17 protein-coding genes are annotated in these 16879 nt (G+C 48.8%); 10 read left to right on the top strand and 7 right to left on the bottom strand.

The genetic code is table 11. From position 1 onward, the window contains the following. Positions 1–3: 3 nt before the first annotated feature. The gene (locus HZB62_03780) at positions 4–279 is read left to right on the top strand and encodes a type II toxin-antitoxin system RelE/ParE family toxin (protein ID MBI5074283.1); all 276 of its coding nucleotides are present in this window, start codon (positions 4–6) and stop codon (positions 277–279) included. A gap of 190 nt (positions 280–469) precedes the next feature. Here the strand turns inward: HZB62_03780 and HZB62_03775 are convergent, their stop codons facing one another. Both HZB62_03775 and HZB62_03770 read right to left on the bottom strand, forming a co-directional pair. Continuing rightward, entirely contained in the window at positions 470–682 is a 213-nt protein-coding gene (locus HZB62_03775) for a hypothetical protein (GenBank protein MBI5074282.1), read from the bottom strand. Between the two features lie 42 nt (positions 683–724). After that, the gene (locus tag HZB62_03770) at positions 725–940 is read right to left on the bottom strand and encodes a hypothetical protein (protein MBI5074281.1); all 216 of its coding nucleotides are present in this window, start codon (positions 938–940) and stop codon (positions 725–727) included. A gap of 237 nt (positions 941–1177) precedes the next feature. Here HZB62_03770 and HZB62_03765 point away from each other — a divergent pair, with 237 nt between their 5' ends. From HZB62_03765 to HZB62_03745, 5 genes are all read left to right on the top strand, one after another. Beyond that, a complete protein-coding gene (locus HZB62_03765) occupies positions 1178–2245 on the top strand; it encodes a transglutaminase domain-containing protein (GenBank protein MBI5074280.1) in 1068 nt (355 codons plus the stop codon). Beyond that, a complete protein-coding gene (locus tag HZB62_03760; GenBank protein ID MBI5074279.1) occupies positions 2214–7037 on the top strand; it encodes an alpha/beta hydrolase in 4824 nt (1607 codons plus the stop codon). Before HZB62_03765 ends, HZB62_03760 begins: the two co-directional genes overlap by 32 nt. Then, positions 7037–7999 (top strand): hypothetical protein, encoded by a 963-nt coding sequence (locus tag HZB62_03755; protein ID MBI5074278.1) that lies wholly within the window; start codon positions 7037–7039, stop codon positions 7997–7999. The genes HZB62_03760 and HZB62_03755 overlap by 1 nt, the downstream gene beginning before the upstream one ends. 630 nt (positions 8000–8629) lie before the next feature. Further along, the gene (locus HZB62_03750; GenBank protein ID MBI5074277.1) at positions 8630–8866 is read left to right on the top strand and encodes a hypothetical protein; all 237 of its coding nucleotides are present in this window, start codon (positions 8630–8632) and stop codon (positions 8864–8866) included. Further along, complete coding sequence (locus HZB62_03745) at positions 8854–10329, top strand: patatin-like phospholipase family protein (protein MBI5074276.1); 1476 nt, start codon at positions 8854–8856, stop codon at positions 10327–10329. The genes HZB62_03750 and HZB62_03745 overlap by 13 nt, the downstream gene beginning before the upstream one ends. Before the next feature lie 159 nt (positions 10330–10488). Here the strand turns inward: HZB62_03745 and HZB62_03740 are convergent, their stop codons facing one another. Genes HZB62_03740 through HZB62_03730 form a run of 3 tightly spaced genes read right to left on the bottom strand, consistent with a single transcriptional unit; the run spans position 10489 to position 11905 of the window. Next, positions 10489–11244 carry a SagB/ThcOx family dehydrogenase gene (locus tag HZB62_03740; protein ID MBI5074275.1) on the bottom strand — a complete coding sequence of 252 codons (756 nt, stop codon included), beginning with the start codon at positions 11242–11244 and terminating at the stop codon, positions 10489–10491. Between the two features lie 27 nt (positions 11245–11271). Further along, positions 11272–11679, bottom strand: coding sequence for a PIN domain-containing protein (locus HZB62_03735; GenBank protein MBI5074274.1), 408 nt, complete (start codon positions 11677–11679; stop codon positions 11272–11274). Further along, positions 11651–11905 carry an AbrB/MazE/SpoVT family DNA-binding domain-containing protein gene (locus HZB62_03730; protein MBI5074273.1) on the bottom strand — a complete coding sequence of 85 codons (255 nt, stop codon included), beginning with the start codon at positions 11903–11905 and terminating at the stop codon, positions 11651–11653. The genes HZB62_03735 and HZB62_03730 overlap by 29 nt, the downstream gene beginning before the upstream one ends. 161 nt (positions 11906–12066) lie before the next feature. Between HZB62_03730 and lexA the strand changes: the two genes are divergently transcribed. The 4 genes from lexA to HZB62_03710 all read left to right on the top strand — a co-directional run bounded on the left by lexA (position 12067) and on the right by HZB62_03710 (position 14703). Continuing rightward, entirely contained in the window at positions 12067–12669 is a 603-nt protein-coding gene (gene lexA, locus HZB62_03725; protein ID MBI5074272.1) for a repressor LexA, read from the top strand. Next, positions 12669–12908, top strand: a complete 240-nt coding sequence (locus HZB62_03720) for a hypothetical protein (GenBank protein ID MBI5074271.1) — start codon at positions 12669–12671, stop codon at positions 12906–12908. Before lexA ends, HZB62_03720 begins: the two co-directional genes overlap by 1 nt. An 18-nt stretch (positions 12909–12926) precedes the next feature. Further along, entirely contained in the window at positions 12927–14150 is a 1224-nt protein-coding gene (gene dinB, locus HZB62_03715; GenBank protein MBI5074270.1) for a DNA polymerase IV, read from the top strand. A gap of 100 nt (positions 14151–14250) precedes the next feature. After that, positions 14251–14703, top strand: a complete 453-nt coding sequence (locus HZB62_03710; GenBank protein MBI5074269.1) for a hypothetical protein — start codon at positions 14251–14253, stop codon at positions 14701–14703. An 83-nt stretch (positions 14704–14786) separates the two neighbouring features. Here HZB62_03710 and HZB62_03705 read toward each other — a convergent pair whose 3' ends face one another. Next, positions 14787–15644 carry a GGDEF domain-containing protein gene (locus HZB62_03705; GenBank protein ID MBI5074268.1) on the bottom strand — a complete coding sequence of 286 codons (858 nt, stop codon included), beginning with the start codon at positions 15642–15644 and terminating at the stop codon, positions 14787–14789. 204 nt (positions 15645–15848) lie between these two features. Next, a complete protein-coding gene (locus HZB62_03700; protein ID MBI5074267.1) occupies positions 15849–16622 on the bottom strand; it encodes a methyltransferase domain-containing protein in 774 nt (257 codons plus the stop codon). Between the last annotated feature and the right edge of the window lie 257 nt (positions 16623–16879).

Here is a 16879-nt window from a genome sequence, read left to right as displayed (position 1 = left end):
TCTTTGCCTTACGAAGTAAGATACCATCCTGACGTTAGGTCTGTTGATATCCCATTGCTGAACGCTACCCTCAAAAAACGAATCAGGAAGGCCATAGAAGAACGTCTCATGACAGCGCCTCAGCGATACGGTGAGCCTTTGCGGAAAACACTGAAAGGCTATTGGAAAATGAGGGTAGGGGATTACAGAGTTGTCTTTAAGGTGATTGAAAATGAGGTTTGGGTCTTGGGGATAATAAATAGAAAAGATGTTTACGATAGGATTCTGAAAAGAGTATAGCGCTGCAGTATCGGCTGCAGATATGTTATACTTAAACGGCACATCTTCTGATAAAAAGAATTGCCGTCAGGACCACGAGGCGTCGCTGTCCCCTCCAAAAACCGCGGCGTCTCCCTGACGGTTTTTTTATTCTTCCTGATAAACCTTTGTCCTGTTTATTTGCCGCATTCCTGATGGCCCATCATTGCCGCTACTTTGAGACGGTATGCCACTTGTCTTCAAGCACCTTCCAGGCACCTCCCTCGTTCACCATCCTGATCGACCGTGTCGAGTCAGCTGAACCCTCTTTGCCTGAGACTTTTAAGGTTGCCTTATCATCAGAAATAGAGGGCTTATCGATCTTCAGCTTCTCGGGGCGCATCTTCAGGACTTCGAGGATCATCTCACGTTTTTCGGCATCCATGGACTGGAACTCCTTCAGGAATACCGTAAACCCGATTTCTGCTTATAACTTTGGTATTCCGGCCAGGCCGCAATAGCCGCGTCTCTGCTCAGGCTGATCGGTCCATTCTGTTTCCTCTGTCCCGCATTTCTCGCAGACATGCGGTGTGTACTCGGCCCACCTCCATGCCATACATGCCGAGGCAAGACATTTTGCTGCGTTTGCTGAAATAGTAATGTGACACCATTTTTCGTTTGCTTCTGTTGCGTTCAGCAGCATGATAACCTCCCTGCGGAATGATATGTGCTGTAATTTTACCGCTTTCTGCCTATGTCCGCAATACCAGTGATCAGAATTTCCTGAAATGGACAGTCATTTATTTCTCCCTGCGTTTGATACGTGAACAATGCAGTCCATTAAATTATCCTTGACAGGTGAATTAACCGCCTGATATATTTTGCAGGCTTACTGCGATCACTATATACAGAGACGCTTATTTGACTTGTGGAGGGGCAAGTGGAACGGGGCTATCGGGGTTGCGCACAACTATACAGGTTTGTTTTATCCGCCGCATGTTTCATTCTCCTATTCATTCCTTTATTAGCAGCGGCGTTTGAGCCTGACCTTGAGAAAGAACTTGAGCAGTCACTGATCCAGAGCAGGGCCATTGTCCTTCAAGCCCGGCAGAAGCTGAATAATGCCTCTGTTATTGACGATGAGATAGCCAAACTAAAAGACATTTCAGAAAGCACTAAGGTAGCGCATGCATTGCTTCAGGAGCGATTCAGATTGCGGCAGGAAACCGCCGATCAACTGGGGGCAAGAGCAGGGCAGCGGCACCGGGCCATGGAAGAGGGGTATCTGAAGGCCCTTGGAGAGTATCTGGCGCTGATAGAAAGCCTTCAGCAAGGCAGCAGTCAGCAATCAGCCCTCAGCAGTCAGCTCAACAGCCTTACGGACCTTCTCGAAAGAATCCTTCCCAAAGGCAAAAGACCGATACATGGGAGCCTTCCTTATAAGAACCTGAACTACCCCTCACAAGAGCCCTTATCATCCCCGATCATAAAACCTGCATACAGGGGCGGCAACCAGACGGTCAGCCCTGATGATACAAAAGATACGGAAGAGGCCCCTTTATCTCTCGAAATAGCGACCCTTGCGCAGTCCCTCAACTGGAAACCGGTTGCAATCTACGAATATGTAAAGAACAATATTTCTACCGAGTGGTACTGGGGCTGCATGAAAGGGGCTGAAGAGACCCTGAGACAGAGAAGCGGCAATGACTGCGACCAGGCAACACTCCTTGCTGCAATGCTTAGGGCCTCGGGGTTTCCGACGCGATATGTAAGAGGCACCATAGAGTTCTTCCCTGATATCGAAAAGGCAAAGAACCTTACAGGCATTGAAGACCCTCTAAAGATGGCAGAGTTCTTCCAGAAGGCTGGCATACCGCATAAGCCTGTGATACAGGGAGGAAAGATAACAAACCTTCAGATAGAGCATATCTGGATCGAAAGCCGGATACCTGACACGTTCTCTGATACCCGAGAGCATGAAGATCCTTCCAGACAGCATGCAGTTTGATCAGAAGAAGATAACGCATGAATATACAGAGATACCTGAAGACCTGAAGCACAACGTAAAGCTGTCAGCCTTCAGCAATCAGCCAACAGTGAATAGCGGGCCTCTCTTTGAGATCACGCTGCCTCTCTATGACCTCAGCAACCAGCAGATAATCATGACCTACGAGCCAGAGACCGTGGAAGATCAGCAGATCATGGATTCCTACGGCGGGCTGGACAATACACCTGCGTATCTTGTCAGGCTGCGGCCTGTGCTGAAGGTGAATTATCAGAGAGCAGTCGTCGGCAAAGACGGCTTGGCGATGGGAGAGGATTATAAACTCATAATAGAACTGATCTCCCCAAACGGCATTGAGAGGATTACCAACACCCATATAACAGGAAATCTGACGGCAATCGGCATCGTGGCACAGAGAGCTCTCAGCAGTCAGGACTCAGCGATCAGCGCAGAGGATGATGCAGAGACTATCCTGTATAAAGAGGCAAACCGGTATATTGACCGGTGGAACGAGGCAGAGGACGAGCTTGCCTCACTCCTGCACCTGAACATCTCAAGACCGATCCCGACAGTCGTAACAGTCGGCGGCGTGATAGATGTGACCTATCTCCTTGATATGCCCCATGGATTTGAGTGGAAAGGCGTGTTCATAGATGCGTCGCTTCGTGCTGTATCACCCATTACCCATAACGCATCACCCATTACTGCCGACAGGCAAAAGACCTTCATGCAGTTATCCGGACTTCAGGGCTCTGTGCTTGAGCACAGGATATTTGAGAATGATTTTCAGGTAGAAAGCATTTCAACAGCAAAGCTGTTTCAACTAAGCGATCAGCAATCAGCTTTTAGCGGACAGCTACTTACCGTAGACAAGACGAATATCACAGCAGTACTTTCTGCCTCTGACCTTGACGACAACATCAAGGAAGACATCATCAACGCAGTTAATCAGAATTACATTGTTCGCATCCCCTCAGCTGACGGCTTATTGCTGAACGCTATCAGCTATAAAGACTGGACAGGGACTGGATACACCAAAGAGAATCCCTCTACCGGTGAGGCAGGGTATATGCTTTCTGGGATGATAGCAGGAGGCATGACAGCGATAAAAAAAGAAGACTGGAAGAAGCAGGATGTTAAGAATGCCCTGAGCAGACCATCCTCAATACCTGCAAACGATAACCCTGATGCAGTTGAAAAGATTGTGCGCTTCGGCAGCGGAAACGATTATCGGTCCGGAATAGTCGGTAAACAACTAAAAAGACAATTTGAAGTTATAGCTCTTGACAGCAAGGGCATACCGGTTAAAGGCGTAAGCATTAATTTTAAAGTAGTATCAGGTGGCAGCAAGGTGCAGGGGGAAAACAGCAAGTCAGAGGTTGTTATTGCACCTGCTTCAGAGGTCACGGTGCTGACAGGCCCGGACGGCATTGCACGGGCGAGGCTCACCCTCGGGACACAAACAGCAGACTCTCCCTATTACCGGCAGGAAACAAATGCAGCCGGCGGGAAATACTGGGAACTGGAAGGACTTAATCTCGTTTCAGTCTCTGCGAGCACAACTAAGAAGCGCATGACCACTGATAAACCGTTTGAGGCGTACGGAAAGCCGGGGGCAGCAGCACAGATGGTCCGACTTAATCCGACAACTGACATATATGGCCCTCCCAGCGTCTTTGCGTCGCTTCTATGGGTAAAGATCGTTGACCAATATGGCAATTCGATTTCGGACAAAAACGTGCAATACAAGATAAAAAGGGAGTACCTTGGAACCCCTCCATCCTCAGGGGCGATCAACGCAAAGCTTTTTGGCGAGATGACTGACTGCCCCGGTGTAGCCACCATTGACTGCTCCAAGGCAAAAGAGGCTGATGTTACCCCGTTTGAAAAGCGGACCGAATACTTTGGTGTGCATCCCTATTTGATTATGGGAAATACTGAGAATACAAAGTATACAATAACAGCAACAGCCTTTAAGGATGTTTTTGACAGTCAAGGCAGGCGTATCGACAATAAAACAGCTCTGAACAGCGCAGCCTTTACGTTCTATACCAAGGCAGTCGAAAACGCGTATGTTTCATTGTATGCGCCATACGCGATTGATGCAAAGGGCAATAAGATAGATGCCTGGAAGGCCGGCGAGATATTCCCCGAACCACTGAGTGCAGCAATGTTCTACACGGAAAGGACAAAAGAAGGCATATTGAAGATCATGCCGGTGGTGAAAGACCCGCCAGTCGATGCTCCTTACAAAAACGACGCTAAGGTAGAATTCTTCGTGGTCTCGGATGAAGGGGGAGTGCGGCCCAGCAATTATCAGCCGGTGGACACGAAAACGCAGTTGAAGTTCGAACTAAGCGCTCTACAGACAGTTGATGATCCGATTAATAAAGGGACCTATGCAGCAAATCTGAAACTTGGCTCAACGCCGGGCATGAACAGGATCAATGCCATCGGCACGGTTACAGCCTCGGTGCCGTCATACGACGAACAAGGGAATGTTACCCGCACGGACAGGACACTGGCCGCTTCTTACCCGATTGAGCTATGGGGGATCAAGATAGCGGTTGATGAACCTAAGTATCGGCAGCTTGTCTTAAACAATAATGGGTATCCCGTATCAGACCTTGAAATCAAATACAGCATAGACCCCCTGTTGTATCAATATCAGAAATCTGAAGTGAGTCTTGTGATTTCAGAGCAGCTCAGCGATGCATATGCAGGGTTTGTGCAGGCCGACAGTAACGGCAGGCTCGTCCTGTCGGCAGGAGGCGCGAAGTTTGACAGGGAGAAGAGCTATTACGCAGAGGTGGTCTTAAACCGGGGGACAAGGGCTGAAGTGAGGAGCGAGAAGATACCGCTGATTAATGCCGCGCTGATCCCGGATTATGACCGCAATGGTATTATCGATGACGCAGATCGGGAAAGGGCAATGCGAGGGGATAAGTTTTATTTCTGGATCAACGATGACGATGATGGTGGGGAGACAGACGGCAGTGATATACCGGGAGACAAGATGCTGACATCATTCAGTCTTGATCATGAAGACACACAGGTAGATGGTATACGCGACCTCATAGACTTCTTCCCGGTGTATCTGGACATAAAGAGTGTGCTGAAGGCATTTGATCCATCAAAACATAAATATGTCCTTAAATCAGAAGATGCAAGCTTGAACTTTGTCTTTACAGACATCGAAGCCCAGCACACAGGGTATTATCTGACCGGTGATGATAACAACCTGAATATTCCGGTTAAACTTGGCAGCGCTGTTTCGTATCCGATCTCAGCGACCGGCAGAGAACTGGTTGATCCATATTCGATCACGCCGTTTTTGGAGAAGATAACGTCCAGCACAGCAGAAAGCAGCAAGGGGATCATACTGCTTGAGGGAAAGAAAGAGTCAATAACGCCCCTTGAGCTTGCAGTTTTGGATGCCAATCAGAAGATCGTATTTTCGATGAAGCTTAATCTGAACATGGCAGGTGTTGAGAAGATGTTCAGGCACAAGAACCTGACATCTGAGCTCTATAAGGATGTGGCTCCGGGACCTGACTCAAAGTCAGGAGAAGAAGATCGTCTCAGCACGCCAAACTGTCCTGATGTCGAATGTATGGGCGCTGACCCGCAGAAGATCAAGAGCTTTGTATATATTCATGGTTATGGCAATAATGGACAGGAGGCGAGAGGCAGGCAGGTTGAGATATTCAAGCGGATGTTCTGGTCAGGGTCAAAGGCAAAGTTTTATGGGGTGACGTGGTACGGATGGGATAGTCAGGTTGCCGGTGTTACACGGAATTTTCACATCAATGTTGAACATGCCTTTGCGACTGCACCTCATCTGAAAACTTTTCTGAATAATGAGGTTACAGGCGAAATCTCGCTTGCGGCACACAGCCTTGGCAATATGGTTGTGTCTTCGATGCTCACCGATAATCTTGCCGAGTGGAATGCAAACAAGAAGATCAAGAATTACTTTATGTTGGACGCTGCTGTGGCAGCTGAAGCGTATGGGTTTGCAGATGACGGCAGTGAGGCACTGGCAAATACACACCCAGACATGACGCATCCTTCATGGCTGGGATATAAGGAGAAGCTCTGGGCGTCAGAGTGGCATACACTGTTTGATGCCCCGGACAACAGAAAGAAATTGACCTGGAGGAATATCTTCTCCCAACGACCGAGCACCGTAACATATTACAACTATTTTTCATCCGGTGAAGACGTGCTTGACGTGCATACGGGTTATCCCCAAGTCCTGGATATAGTGACGGATGGAATTGGCCGGTATGCCTGGGCGTTGCAGGAGAAACTAAAGGGTGCCACCAACTCTAATAATGAGCTCGGAAGCAACTATGGAGGCTGGGGTTTCAACTTGAGTGATCCGGAATATACCGTTGACGCTGATGGATATGTAAAACAAATAGCTCCAGTTCAGGCTAATGGAATTCAGAACTCACAGTTGATGACGAGACCATTTTTCAAGAAGGGAAATGATGGGATTCTGTTCGACGCTGTAGCAGGAAGTAACTATGCTGCAACGCACAAGTATCGTCTGCTTGCAGATGCGATTCCTGCAAGAACTTTGGCGGCGGGGAAAACTATTGTAGTTGGTCTCACTCAGACAGATGGAATCAACATTGACATGCAGACCACCTTTAAGACAAGAAAAACGGCGGGGATTTACTGGCCGAGATTGAAAGGAGAATGGCTGCACGGCGATGTAAGAGAAATAGCTTTTTCTTATGTATATTTATTGTTCAATGATTTTGTTATTAGAGGAGGTTTGAGATAATGATTATTAAACATTTTATGGCAACAATGATCTGTGTTCTTATGCTAACACCTGGTTGCACATGGGGGATTGGTCTTCCTACCGCAAAAATCACGATCATGATAATTGACGAAGGGGGGCAACTCATTGAAGGCGCTAAAGTTGGTATCGGCTTTGAGAGAAACACGGGTGGTGGAACAAAGGAAATTCCCGTTGTCGGCTTTTCAGCGAAGAATGGTGAGTTTACAGGCTCGGCATCAGCCATGGACTTTGTAGGATTCAGAGTTGAAAAGGAAGATTATTATCAGAGCTTTGGCAATTATAGATTTAAAGATAATAAGCTTGGCAAATGGCAGCCGTGGAACCCAGAGATCAAGGTAGTCATGAGGAAGATTGAGAATCCGGTGCCGATGTATGCCCAGGATCTGATATTGAGTCATCCAAATATAGTGTTGCCAGTTGTGGGCAAGCCGGTTGGGTTTGATCTGATTGAGTATGATTGGGTATCACCATATGGGAATGGTAAGCATTCTGATTTCATTTTCAATCTTGAAATGAGATATGTAAGTGGTTACGACTATGACGCCAATCTAACAATAACATTCCCAAATAAGTTTGATGGCATACAAGTTATTAAGGACAACCGTAAAGGCGGCAGTGTCTTCAAGCTTCCGCGACATGCTTCTGAAGAAGGCTATCAGAACAAACTGACACGATACATAAAGAGCAAAGGGCCTGGGCTTCTGGAAAGCGATTTTAAGGACGACAATAACTATATCTTCAGAGTTAGATCAGAGGTAAAAGACGGCAAATTAATAAAGGCCATGTATGGGAAAATTCAGGGTGATATAAGTTTTTTCCCGACGAACAAACCTAAGAACACTGCTCGTCTTGAGTTCAAATACTTCCTTAACCCTGACTATACGAGAAACCTTGAATATGGCAAGAATCTTTTCCCTGGCGTTCAGGTGAGGATAGATTAATTGATGCTCAACTACCGATCAAATAATAAGCTTTTTTTTCGCAAAAAAAAGCACATGCTGTCGATGAAAGAGAACCTAGAATATGGCAAGAATCTTTTCCCAGGCGTTCAGGTGGGGATAGATTAATTGATGCTCAACTACCGATCAAATAATAAGCTTTTTTTTCGCAAAAAAAAGCACATGCTGTCGATGAAAGAGAACCTATTAGGGGACGTTGTTGAATTAGTTAACTTATCGGGGAGGGTTGAAATAGTAGTTTATGCCAAGGCAAGCGAGACTTGATTTTCCTGGCACATTGCATCACGTAATATGCAGGGAAACCCATTAGGGAAGTAACCATGGGGTCAGACTTGCTTATTGACATCTGGGGTATAGTCAGATAAGCGGACAGCAATAGCCCTGACGGCTCGACCAACACTGATCCGAGAAGGGTGATCGCAAAGGCAACAAAATAATATTGACAGAATTACTGTTATGACGTAATGTTTTTTTAAAAAATCAAAAGCTGATTTAGCCAGGGGGCAAATGATGAGGGGTTCTGGGGGCTGCTTACGAATTGCCAGGTGTATTTCCGGAGAATCCCTTAGGCCTAATCAATAAATCTGCTACAAAACTCCAGGGAGAACGCATATGGAATTTTTTACAGTGCCGTGCCCCGGCAATGGAGAGGTCTGGATCGACAAAAGTTTCCAGGGAGCAAGCGTAAGACACGACAGGCTTTTCGTCTTCCAGTGCGGTGAAGGCATGCATAACATTGGTATGCAGTGCCTTATCGGAAGGCAATGCGAACTGCCGATTCAGCGGGTCTCGATTATTGAGACCGATCCTATAGAGCCTTTGGAGATACCGTTCAGATGCACGCCATAGACAGACTTTCGGCCTTTCTCTCTGCAATTGCGCTTTTGGCACTTATGGGCTGCGCCCACTATAATGAGAACCAGCCGATCGACTCCATTGATCCTGATAGAGGATACCGGTACAGCGTTGTGCGGAATCAGCCTGCAGAGGACAAGCCGTTCGTTCTTCTTGCCTTTTCCGGCGGCGGAACGCGCGCTGCTGCCCTGGCCTTTGGGCTTATGGAAGAACTGCGGACTGTCGAGTATGCCGCACAAGGGGGCGCCAGACGCAGACTCCTGGATGATGTGGAGATCATCTCGTCAGTCTCGGGCGGCAGTTTTACTTCGTCCTATTACGCGCTTTTCCCTGACCGTTTTTTCAGCGACTTCCCTGACCGGTTTCTCTACCGGAACATAGAGGGTGAACTGGTGGCGAAACTTTTCAATCCGTACAACTGGTTCAGGCTTCTCTCTTCGGAATTCAGTCGCATTGATATGGCCGACGAGTTTTACCATGAAACTGTTTTTGAGGGCAGAACCTTTGCAGACCTGCTCCGGCAGCCGAAAGGAAGCGTCCCTTTTCTTGTATTGAACGCTACCGACATCTCAATTACCCATCGCTTTGAATTTACGCAGGACCAGTTCGATCTGCTCTGCTCAGACCTCTCGCAGGTCTCTGTTTCCCGCGCTGTTGCCGCATCATCCAATTTCCCTGTTGCCTTTGCGCCGATGACCATGAACATATACAACAGGAAGCCCTGCGGCCCTCTGCCGGGGTGGATCGACCCTGCGCTTTCTGCTGCTGCGAACCCTGACCGCCGCTACTTTGAAGCGCGCTCTGCAGCTTCGTACCGCGACCAGAGCAGGAGCTATGCCCACCTGCTGGACGGCGGTCTGTCTGACAACCTCGGCCTGCGGGGGCCCTATCAGGCGGTGACCACGACAGACAGCGCATGGAGCATCCTGACCCAGGCCAATCTGTCGCAGCTTGGCAGGCTGATCGTAATTGCAGCCAACGCAAAGACGACCAAACATAATGAGTGGGACAGGACGAGCTCGCCGCCCGGGATCACTGCCGTGCTGGGTGTTACCACGAGCGGACCGATGGACGATGTCTCCCTTGACAGCGTTCAAATGACCGGGGATCACTTCAGACAGATGAAGCAGCTGTCACGTACCGTAGATTCCTGCAACAAGGTCCTTGCACGCAACTGTCCTTCGGCAAAGCCGGTCACCAACCCCATTGTTACGGATTTCACCTTTGCCGAGCTTTCATTTGACCGGATACCGGACGACCGCCTGCGTCACTGCATGCAGGAGCTTCCGACCTCATTCAGCCTGCCGCGTAAGACCGTGGACCTCCTGCGCATGGTCGGAAGGCAGCTTTTGATGACATCTGAGCCGTTCATCAAGGGTATGCAGTCACTCGACCCGGCATGGAAGCCGCACGAGGTTGTGATAGATAAGGAGCTTATCGCCGCTGTCTGCCGGTAAGTAACGTCATACCATCGCATCGAGGCGTTAGACGATAACTCGTGGGGAACAGGGTGGGGCAGAAGGGTTATTTCATTATGCCGCATACCGACCTGACAGACAGAAACCTTTCAGATAATTTCCGGACTGTCAGAGGCTGGGAGTTCTGCCCGGCCTGGTTCAGGCTTTTCCTACAGGTGCAAGATAGATCGTAAACTCCTCATCCCCATCGATCCCCAGAAGCTCGTCCATCGCCTCCTGATGATATGCAGCAATTGCACAGGTGCCTGCGCTGATAGCCTCACACGCAGTATACAGGTTTTGGCAGACGTGACCGGCATCGATTGCTATGACCTTGTGTGCGGCAATGTCATACCGCCACTCCATGCGGTATGGTATGGCAGTCCAGATAAAGGTGACCGCCGACTTTCCAACGAAGTCCTGGCCGAGGGCCGCCTCAGAGAGCAGGGAAGGGAGATCTGCAGGCTGTGCTATGAGCAGAAGCTTATGTTCTAATGGCAGGTACCGATAAATTCCCTCTTGGACTCCTTCAACATGAAAAACGCAGAGATAGGTCTCAAATGCATGGCGGCAGCCTGCAGACGGGACAACCCTGAGTGCAGTGCCTGGTGCAGCAAGCTTTCGGATCCCCTGGGTAGCCCAGAGCAGGAAAGAAAGCTCTTTCAGCGTAAGCGGATCCGTTTTGAAAACACGCCGGCTCCTTCTATTGGCAATTGCGGTAAAGACATTCATATCTGAAATGTCATGCAGTTGTTCAGGAGGAATGAGCTCAATGACATGAGCAGCCTCAGGGACCGGTTTTTCGACAGGAGGCGGGGCGATCCCTCTGTTCTGATCGGTATTCCTGAAATCGACCATCTGTCTCACACTGTCTTTGAGAAAAAAACGGAATTTGGTCTTCGATGACTGGTCCATAGTTAGCCCCCTCTCCTGATTCCCTCTTTACGTAGTTATTCGCCGAAGGAGCTTGATCAGGTCAGCATCAAAGGTGAAAAGGTGGTCACCGTCTGCCACGGCCTTGGCGCAGAGGATGCAGTCAACAATATCAAGCCCTTGATCTGAAAAGAGGGACAATGCCCGGATAAGCACCTGCTGATCAATATTTGCAATGCCCTTATAGTGCAGGATATCGATGAGACTGCTTGCGGCCCGGTCCCTGGGGACTTTATATACCTTCGTCAGGACATAGATGCATTCAGTGATAACGCTTTCGAGAATAACTGTTTTGACACTGCCGTTTTTTACTTTATCGAAGAATTCTTTAGTTTTCGCATGCTGAGCGGGCTCATCAGCCACAAGATAGCGGACAATGGTGTTGGTATCAGGAAGACTTCTTGCCGGTCTTTTCACGGACAGCCACCTCCCATGCCCTGTCTTTCATCTGCTTCATGCTCACCCCAGGTCTAACGCTGCCTGTGTATTCGCTGAGTGAAGCGGCAGCGTCTCTTACCGGCCTGATCATAACCGTATCATTTTCAACCTCGAAATAGACGGCACTGGCCTTGAGCTTTTCCCGGATCTCTTTTGGGATCGTCACCTGTCCCTTTTGCGTGATTTTGACTGCAGAGGTCGTCATTTAAATTCACCTTACCTTTCCAATTAGTATTACTTAATATAATAGTAGTGCTTTTGGGAAGCGATGTCAATTGCTATGATCGCGGCTAACTGACCGCCGCGACTTGACAAAATATTGGCCATAGAGTATACATATGTATATCACTATACAAATGTATGGCTATGAACAACTTAACCGACAGACAACAGGAGATTCTGGATTTTCTGAAGGCCTATGCACTCAGGCATGGGTACCCGCCAACCTTCAGGGAGATAGGTGAGCATTTCGAGTTTGGATGGGCTGCCTCAAGGGCGCATCTCAAGGCGATCGAGCGAAAAGGGTTTCTCAGGATAATCCCGTCGAAGTCAAGGGGAATAGATCTGCCGGACAGACAGAATGCGCCACAAGGCCGTATGATTCCGGTAGCCGGCAGGATTAGGGCAGGGCAGCCCATCCTTGCCTTTGAAGATATTGAGTCTCATATATTTGTGGACAGCACACTTTTCCCCGCTGAAGATGCATTCTCTTTAATGGTCGTGGGAGACAGCATGATAGATGCCGGCATATACAACGGCGACTACGTCGTGGTGAAGCCGCAGCAGGTTATAAAAAACGGAGAGATCGGCATTGTGCTGATCGGCGATGAGGCAACCGTTAAAAGGGTATATATAAGCAAGGGGCAGGTAACGCTGCAACCGGAAAACAGTACTATGCAGCCGGTCACTTATCGGATCAATGAGATCTCGATCATCGGCAAAGTCCTGGGCGTTATCAGGAAGATGTAATGCAGGTCGGAGAGGACATAACAGTGCTGGCGTCCTTTGGTAAGCCCTATCGCATCAAACCTCTCAGCTTCACCTGGTCCGGCAGAACCGTCACGGTAAAGGAAGTGACCTACGCCTGGAAGACAAGGGAAGGGCAGAAAGACCTGCATCACTTTTCGGTAACCGACGGCAGCACCCTCTTCGAACTGTCGTTTGATGTTGTCTCTCTGCTTTGGAGAGTTGAGTCCATCGAGACCTGATCAGGCGAGACCCCGAGGATGTCCACTATGATCATCTGCATAGATATGGATGCCTTCTTTGCCTCTGTGGAGCAGCAGGTTAATCCCAAACTCAGGGGCAAACCCATAGCGGTTATCGGTTCGGGAGGCAGGACCGTCGTCACTACGCGTTCCTATGAGGCCCGAAAATTCGGCGTAAAGACAGGGATGAATATCTACGAGGCGAAAAAGCTTTGTCCCCATCTCATCCTGGTAGTCGGCGATAACGAAAAATACACCCATACCTGCAGGGAACTTTCAGTAATCTATAATCGATATACGCCTGATATCGAGATCTACTCAATTGATGAGGCCTTTCTTGACGTGACCACAACCCATTATCTCTTTGGCGGCCCGGTGGCAATAGGATTATCCATCAAAAAAGAGGTGAAAGATCAGTTCGGTATCAACTGCACGGTCGGGATAGCGCCCAATATCCTCATGGCAAAACTGGCAAGCGACATCGCAAAGCCGGACGGTCTCAAATGGATAAGGCCTGAAGATACGGAACGAGTGCTTAAAGACCTCCCGGTCAAAGAGCTCTGGGGCATCGGGTCAGCCACTGCGGAAAGACTTGAGCAATTCGGCATCAGGACTTGTGGCGAACTGGGCAGAGCGCCGGTCAGCCTGTTAAGGAGCAAATTCGGCATCATGGGGGAAACCTTGAAGCATATGGGACTGGGCCGCTGCGACAGACCCCTCATTGTTAAGGAAGAAGACCCGAAATCCATAGGACATAGCATGACTCTGCCAAAAGATATATCTGACGGTGAGGCCATAAAGGCAGAATTGCTCAAATTAAGCTCCATGGTCGGCAGGCGGGCAAGAAAGCACGGTTTTGTCGGCAAGAAGATAACGCTTACCATACGGTATGCCGATTTTAAGACCTTTACAAAACAGGCCACGCTACAGGCCCATACCAATTGCACTCACGAGATCTACCATAACGCCCTAACTGTCCTGGATTCGATAAGTCTTGCTGACAAGGTCAGGCTGCTTGGTGTCAGCCTCTCGCAACTAATGAGGCAGAACGACGACCAGTTGGCACTGTTTAATGATGATGAAAAGGAAAGGTCCATATTAAGGGCGGTTGACAGCCTCAACGACAAGTTTGGCGATTTTACGGTCACCTGGGCATCATATCTGAAAACGATAGAACCACAAAGTGTCATATCCCCGGCATGGAGACCCAGTGGCGTCCGGAACCTCAATATAAAAAACTGATGCTTTGGGGATGACTTAAGAAAATTGTCTTGAAAATATCTCTGCCGTTGCTTATTATGGGATTTAGGTGCACAGAGGGGACTTTGAAATGGAGGGATTGATGACAAGGAAACTGGCTTTTATCTGCTTTAACAACGTTAACACTCAACCACTTCCACTCTTGTATTTTACGATCATGTATCCAGCAGCGTTTGTCATTATGTTTCTTCTCGTGCCTTTTTTCGCCCCTGCAGTTCATGCTGAAGAGAGAAAGATATTTACGGACTCTGATCTGGAAAAATACAATGCAAGACCGATGGTCGATCAGGAGACCGTATCCAGGAGCGAGGAGGCCTTGAATTCCTATCTCATGAAAAGGTCAGCAGAGCTTCTGGCGGAAAAAGAGACGGTGAAAAGAGAGGAAATGAGGAAACAGCTGACTGAAGAGGCAAGGAAGTCTGCAGTGCAAAAGAAGAGGGTGACGGTTACTCATGTGCCGGCTTCCGTTCCGCAGAAGAGGGTGATCGTTACTCAAACGCCGGCTTCCGCTTCACGCAGCACAGGGAGAACCTGAAGAACAAACAGGAGACCGTGAGTCTCTCTCAGTGTTTTTGCAACCCCCGGTTTATCGTATAGAGGAACCCTCTCTGTTCCCTTCTACCCTCTCCCCTTGTTTGCGTACATCCTGGTGTCCGCTTCTTTCAGAACAGACATGATCTCTTTGCCCGGAAGAAAATTGGCACAGCCTGCACTGACAGCAAGAGAATAGTCTGCGCTGGAATAGGAGAGGTTCCAGTCGTCGATCCTGTCCCTGATCCTGTTGATAATCTCCTGACACATCATGCTGTCATGTTCCGGAATTACCACAAGGAACTCGTCACCACCGAACCGGACGATAATATCAGAGGCCCTGACCGCCTCGGACATAATTGCTGCACAATCCCGTAGCAGCTTGTCCCCAAAGACATGGCCGTAGTTGTCATTGACCCATTTGAAATTGTCTATATCGAGCATGACGATCGAGAAGGAATTGCCGTAACGCTTGGTCCGCGCCACTTCATTCATGATGATCTCATTGAAATAGTTCCTGTTATGCAGCCCGGTCAGGGGATCCCTGGTGGCAAGGCTTCTTAATTTGTCCTGCGTGTGCCTGAAACTGTGGACAAGGGTCAGCAGATGTTCATATATTTCGGTGACCGGATCTCCGAAGACAGATTCCTGATACACCTCGCACTGTGTGCAGCTCTTGTATTTCAGGGCAAACTCTCCCCTGACCTTGCCGCTGCACATGGTGCCGGCGATCAGCCAGCATCTTCCATCGGTTCTCATAAAGGCCGGACAGTCCGTATTCCGGCAGTTTTTCTTTTCCCAGCATTTAACAACCACACCCTGTGTTGTCAGGCTTAGCCATTCGTCCCAGGAGTCGTCTGTTTCCCTGAGGGACAGTTCGATGAACAATTTCACGTCAGCAGACAGCTGCTTGAGCACACTGTTTAAGGCCTCTGAATTTTTCATATTTCCTCCTGACGTTTAATTCCATTATAGTTCAAATGTCGTCCCGGTCAATTTGAACTTCAATGCATTAGATGACATGGCAACTCCGGCTTTAACTGCATGCCGCAGCCAGAGCGTATCACAGACGCACTATGTATCAGGAGCGGGCCCGTAAACCAGCTCTCCTGCTCCTGAGACGCCCTGTCGTATCAACGGCCTGCTGTCCTATCTTTTTTCAGCAAGGGCGAAAAGCCTTCTGAACTCGAACTCTATACCCCTTTCTGTCCGGTAGTTCTCAAAGTTCATCGCAAAGGCATATTTGAACCGCTCCTGCTTTTCTTCGTTCATAAGCGGCAGATACGGCCTTAACGCGGCAGATTCTCCCCAGTCGAGCACATCGTTTATGCTTGCAAAGGAAAGCTTATATTCCCGGTAAAAGGTTTGTACATCTGAAAATCCGGCATCCTGCAGAAGAGCGCCAAATTCTTCCTTTAACGGAAATCTCCACGGAGACCCCATCTTCGAGAAGGCCGACTGCATGCCTACCACGCCGGCTGCAATATGGATATTATCCGTCAGTTCCCAGCAGAAATCCTTTGCCGGCACCTGAAGCGCAAGCCTGCCCCCGTTCTTCAATGCCCTGTAGGTGAGGGCCATGACCGCTTCCTGCTCCGGTATCCACTGGAGCGCAGAATTCGAAAAGGCGATATCGAATTCTGCGCTGAAGTTCATCTCCTGTGCGGATCTCCGTATCAGCGTGATGTTGCCTGCAGCTTGGGCCTTCTGTCCAGCAATTTCAAGCATCTCTGCGGATGGATCGAGCCCCACAACCTTTCCTCCTGCCGCCAGACGCGCGAGTTTCAGGGTAAGCGTTCCCGTGCCGCAGCCGATGTCCAATACATGATCATCGGCCTTTACCTTGGCCATGGCAATCAGGTCCCTGCCAACATCGCTCTGGGGCGAATGTGTTGCGTCGTACTTTGCTGCATCCCATCTCATGCTGCACCTCCAAATAAAAAAGGCCGCGGATTTTATTTCCACGGCCTTCGGGTATTTCAGATTATGTTCCTGCTTTCAGCTAATAGAAATCCCTCCGGCCGCGGCATTGACAAGCCACGCGGCATTATGATGATTAATCGCTTTCAGCAGATTCAAAAACATGTTTTTACTATATCGCTCGCTCTTTCCTCTGTCAAGAAAAAAGATATTTCATCAAAACGTAATATTCCTGTCATCCGCTTGTAACACTATACTGA

The organism is Nitrospirota bacterium, assembly GCA_016214855.1.
Classification (GTDB): domain Bacteria; phylum Nitrospirota; class Thermodesulfovibrionia; order Thermodesulfovibrionales; family UBA6898; genus UBA6898.
This window is presented reverse-complemented; position numbering and strand designations above follow the sequence as displayed.

Bases quoted from the DNA above. Each gene is read 5' to 3' on its own strand.
- HZB62_03740 (MBI5074275.1), bottom strand. From the start codon at position 11,244: ATGGACCAGTCATCGAAGACCAAATTCCGTTTTTTTCTCAAAGACAGT.
- HZB62_03770 (MBI5074281.1), bottom strand. From the start codon at position 940: ATGCTGCTGAACGCAACAGAAGCAAACGAAAAATGGTGTCACATTACT.
- HZB62_03710 (MBI5074269.1), top strand. From the start codon at position 14,251: ATGACAAGGAAACTGGCTTTTATCTGCTTTAACAACGTTAACACTCAA.
- lexA (MBI5074272.1), top strand. From the start codon at position 12,067: ATGAACAACTTAACCGACAGACAACAGGAGATTCTGGATTTTCTGAAG.
- HZB62_03705 (MBI5074268.1), bottom strand. From the start codon at position 15,644: ATGAAAAATTCAGAGGCCTTAAACAGTGTGCTCAAGCAGCTGTCTGCT.
- HZB62_03700 (MBI5074267.1), bottom strand. From the start codon at position 16,622: ATGAGATGGGATGCAGCAAAGTACGACGCAACACATTCGCCCCAGAGC.
- HZB62_03730 (MBI5074273.1), bottom strand. From the start codon at position 11,905: ATGACGACCTCTGCAGTCAAAATCACGCAAAAGGGACAGGTGACGATC.
- dinB (MBI5074270.1), top strand. From the start codon at position 12,927: ATGTCCACTATGATCATCTGCATAGATATGGATGCCTTCTTTGCCTCT.
- HZB62_03775 (MBI5074282.1), bottom strand. From the start codon at position 682: ATGGATGCCGAAAAACGTGAGATGATCCTCGAAGTCCTGAAGATGCGC.
- HZB62_03750 (MBI5074277.1), top strand. From the start codon at position 8,630: ATGGAATTTTTTACAGTGCCGTGCCCCGGCAATGGAGAGGTCTGGATC.
- HZB62_03745 (MBI5074276.1), top strand. From the start codon at position 8,854: ATGCACGCCATAGACAGACTTTCGGCCTTTCTCTCTGCAATTGCGCTT.
- HZB62_03720 (MBI5074271.1), top strand. From the start codon at position 12,669: ATGCAGGTCGGAGAGGACATAACAGTGCTGGCGTCCTTTGGTAAGCCC.
- HZB62_03755 (MBI5074278.1), top strand. From the start codon at position 7,037: ATGATTATTAAACATTTTATGGCAACAATGATCTGTGTTCTTATGCTA.
- HZB62_03760 (MBI5074279.1), top strand. From the start codon at position 2,214: ATGAAGATCCTTCCAGACAGCATGCAGTTTGATCAGAAGAAGATAACG.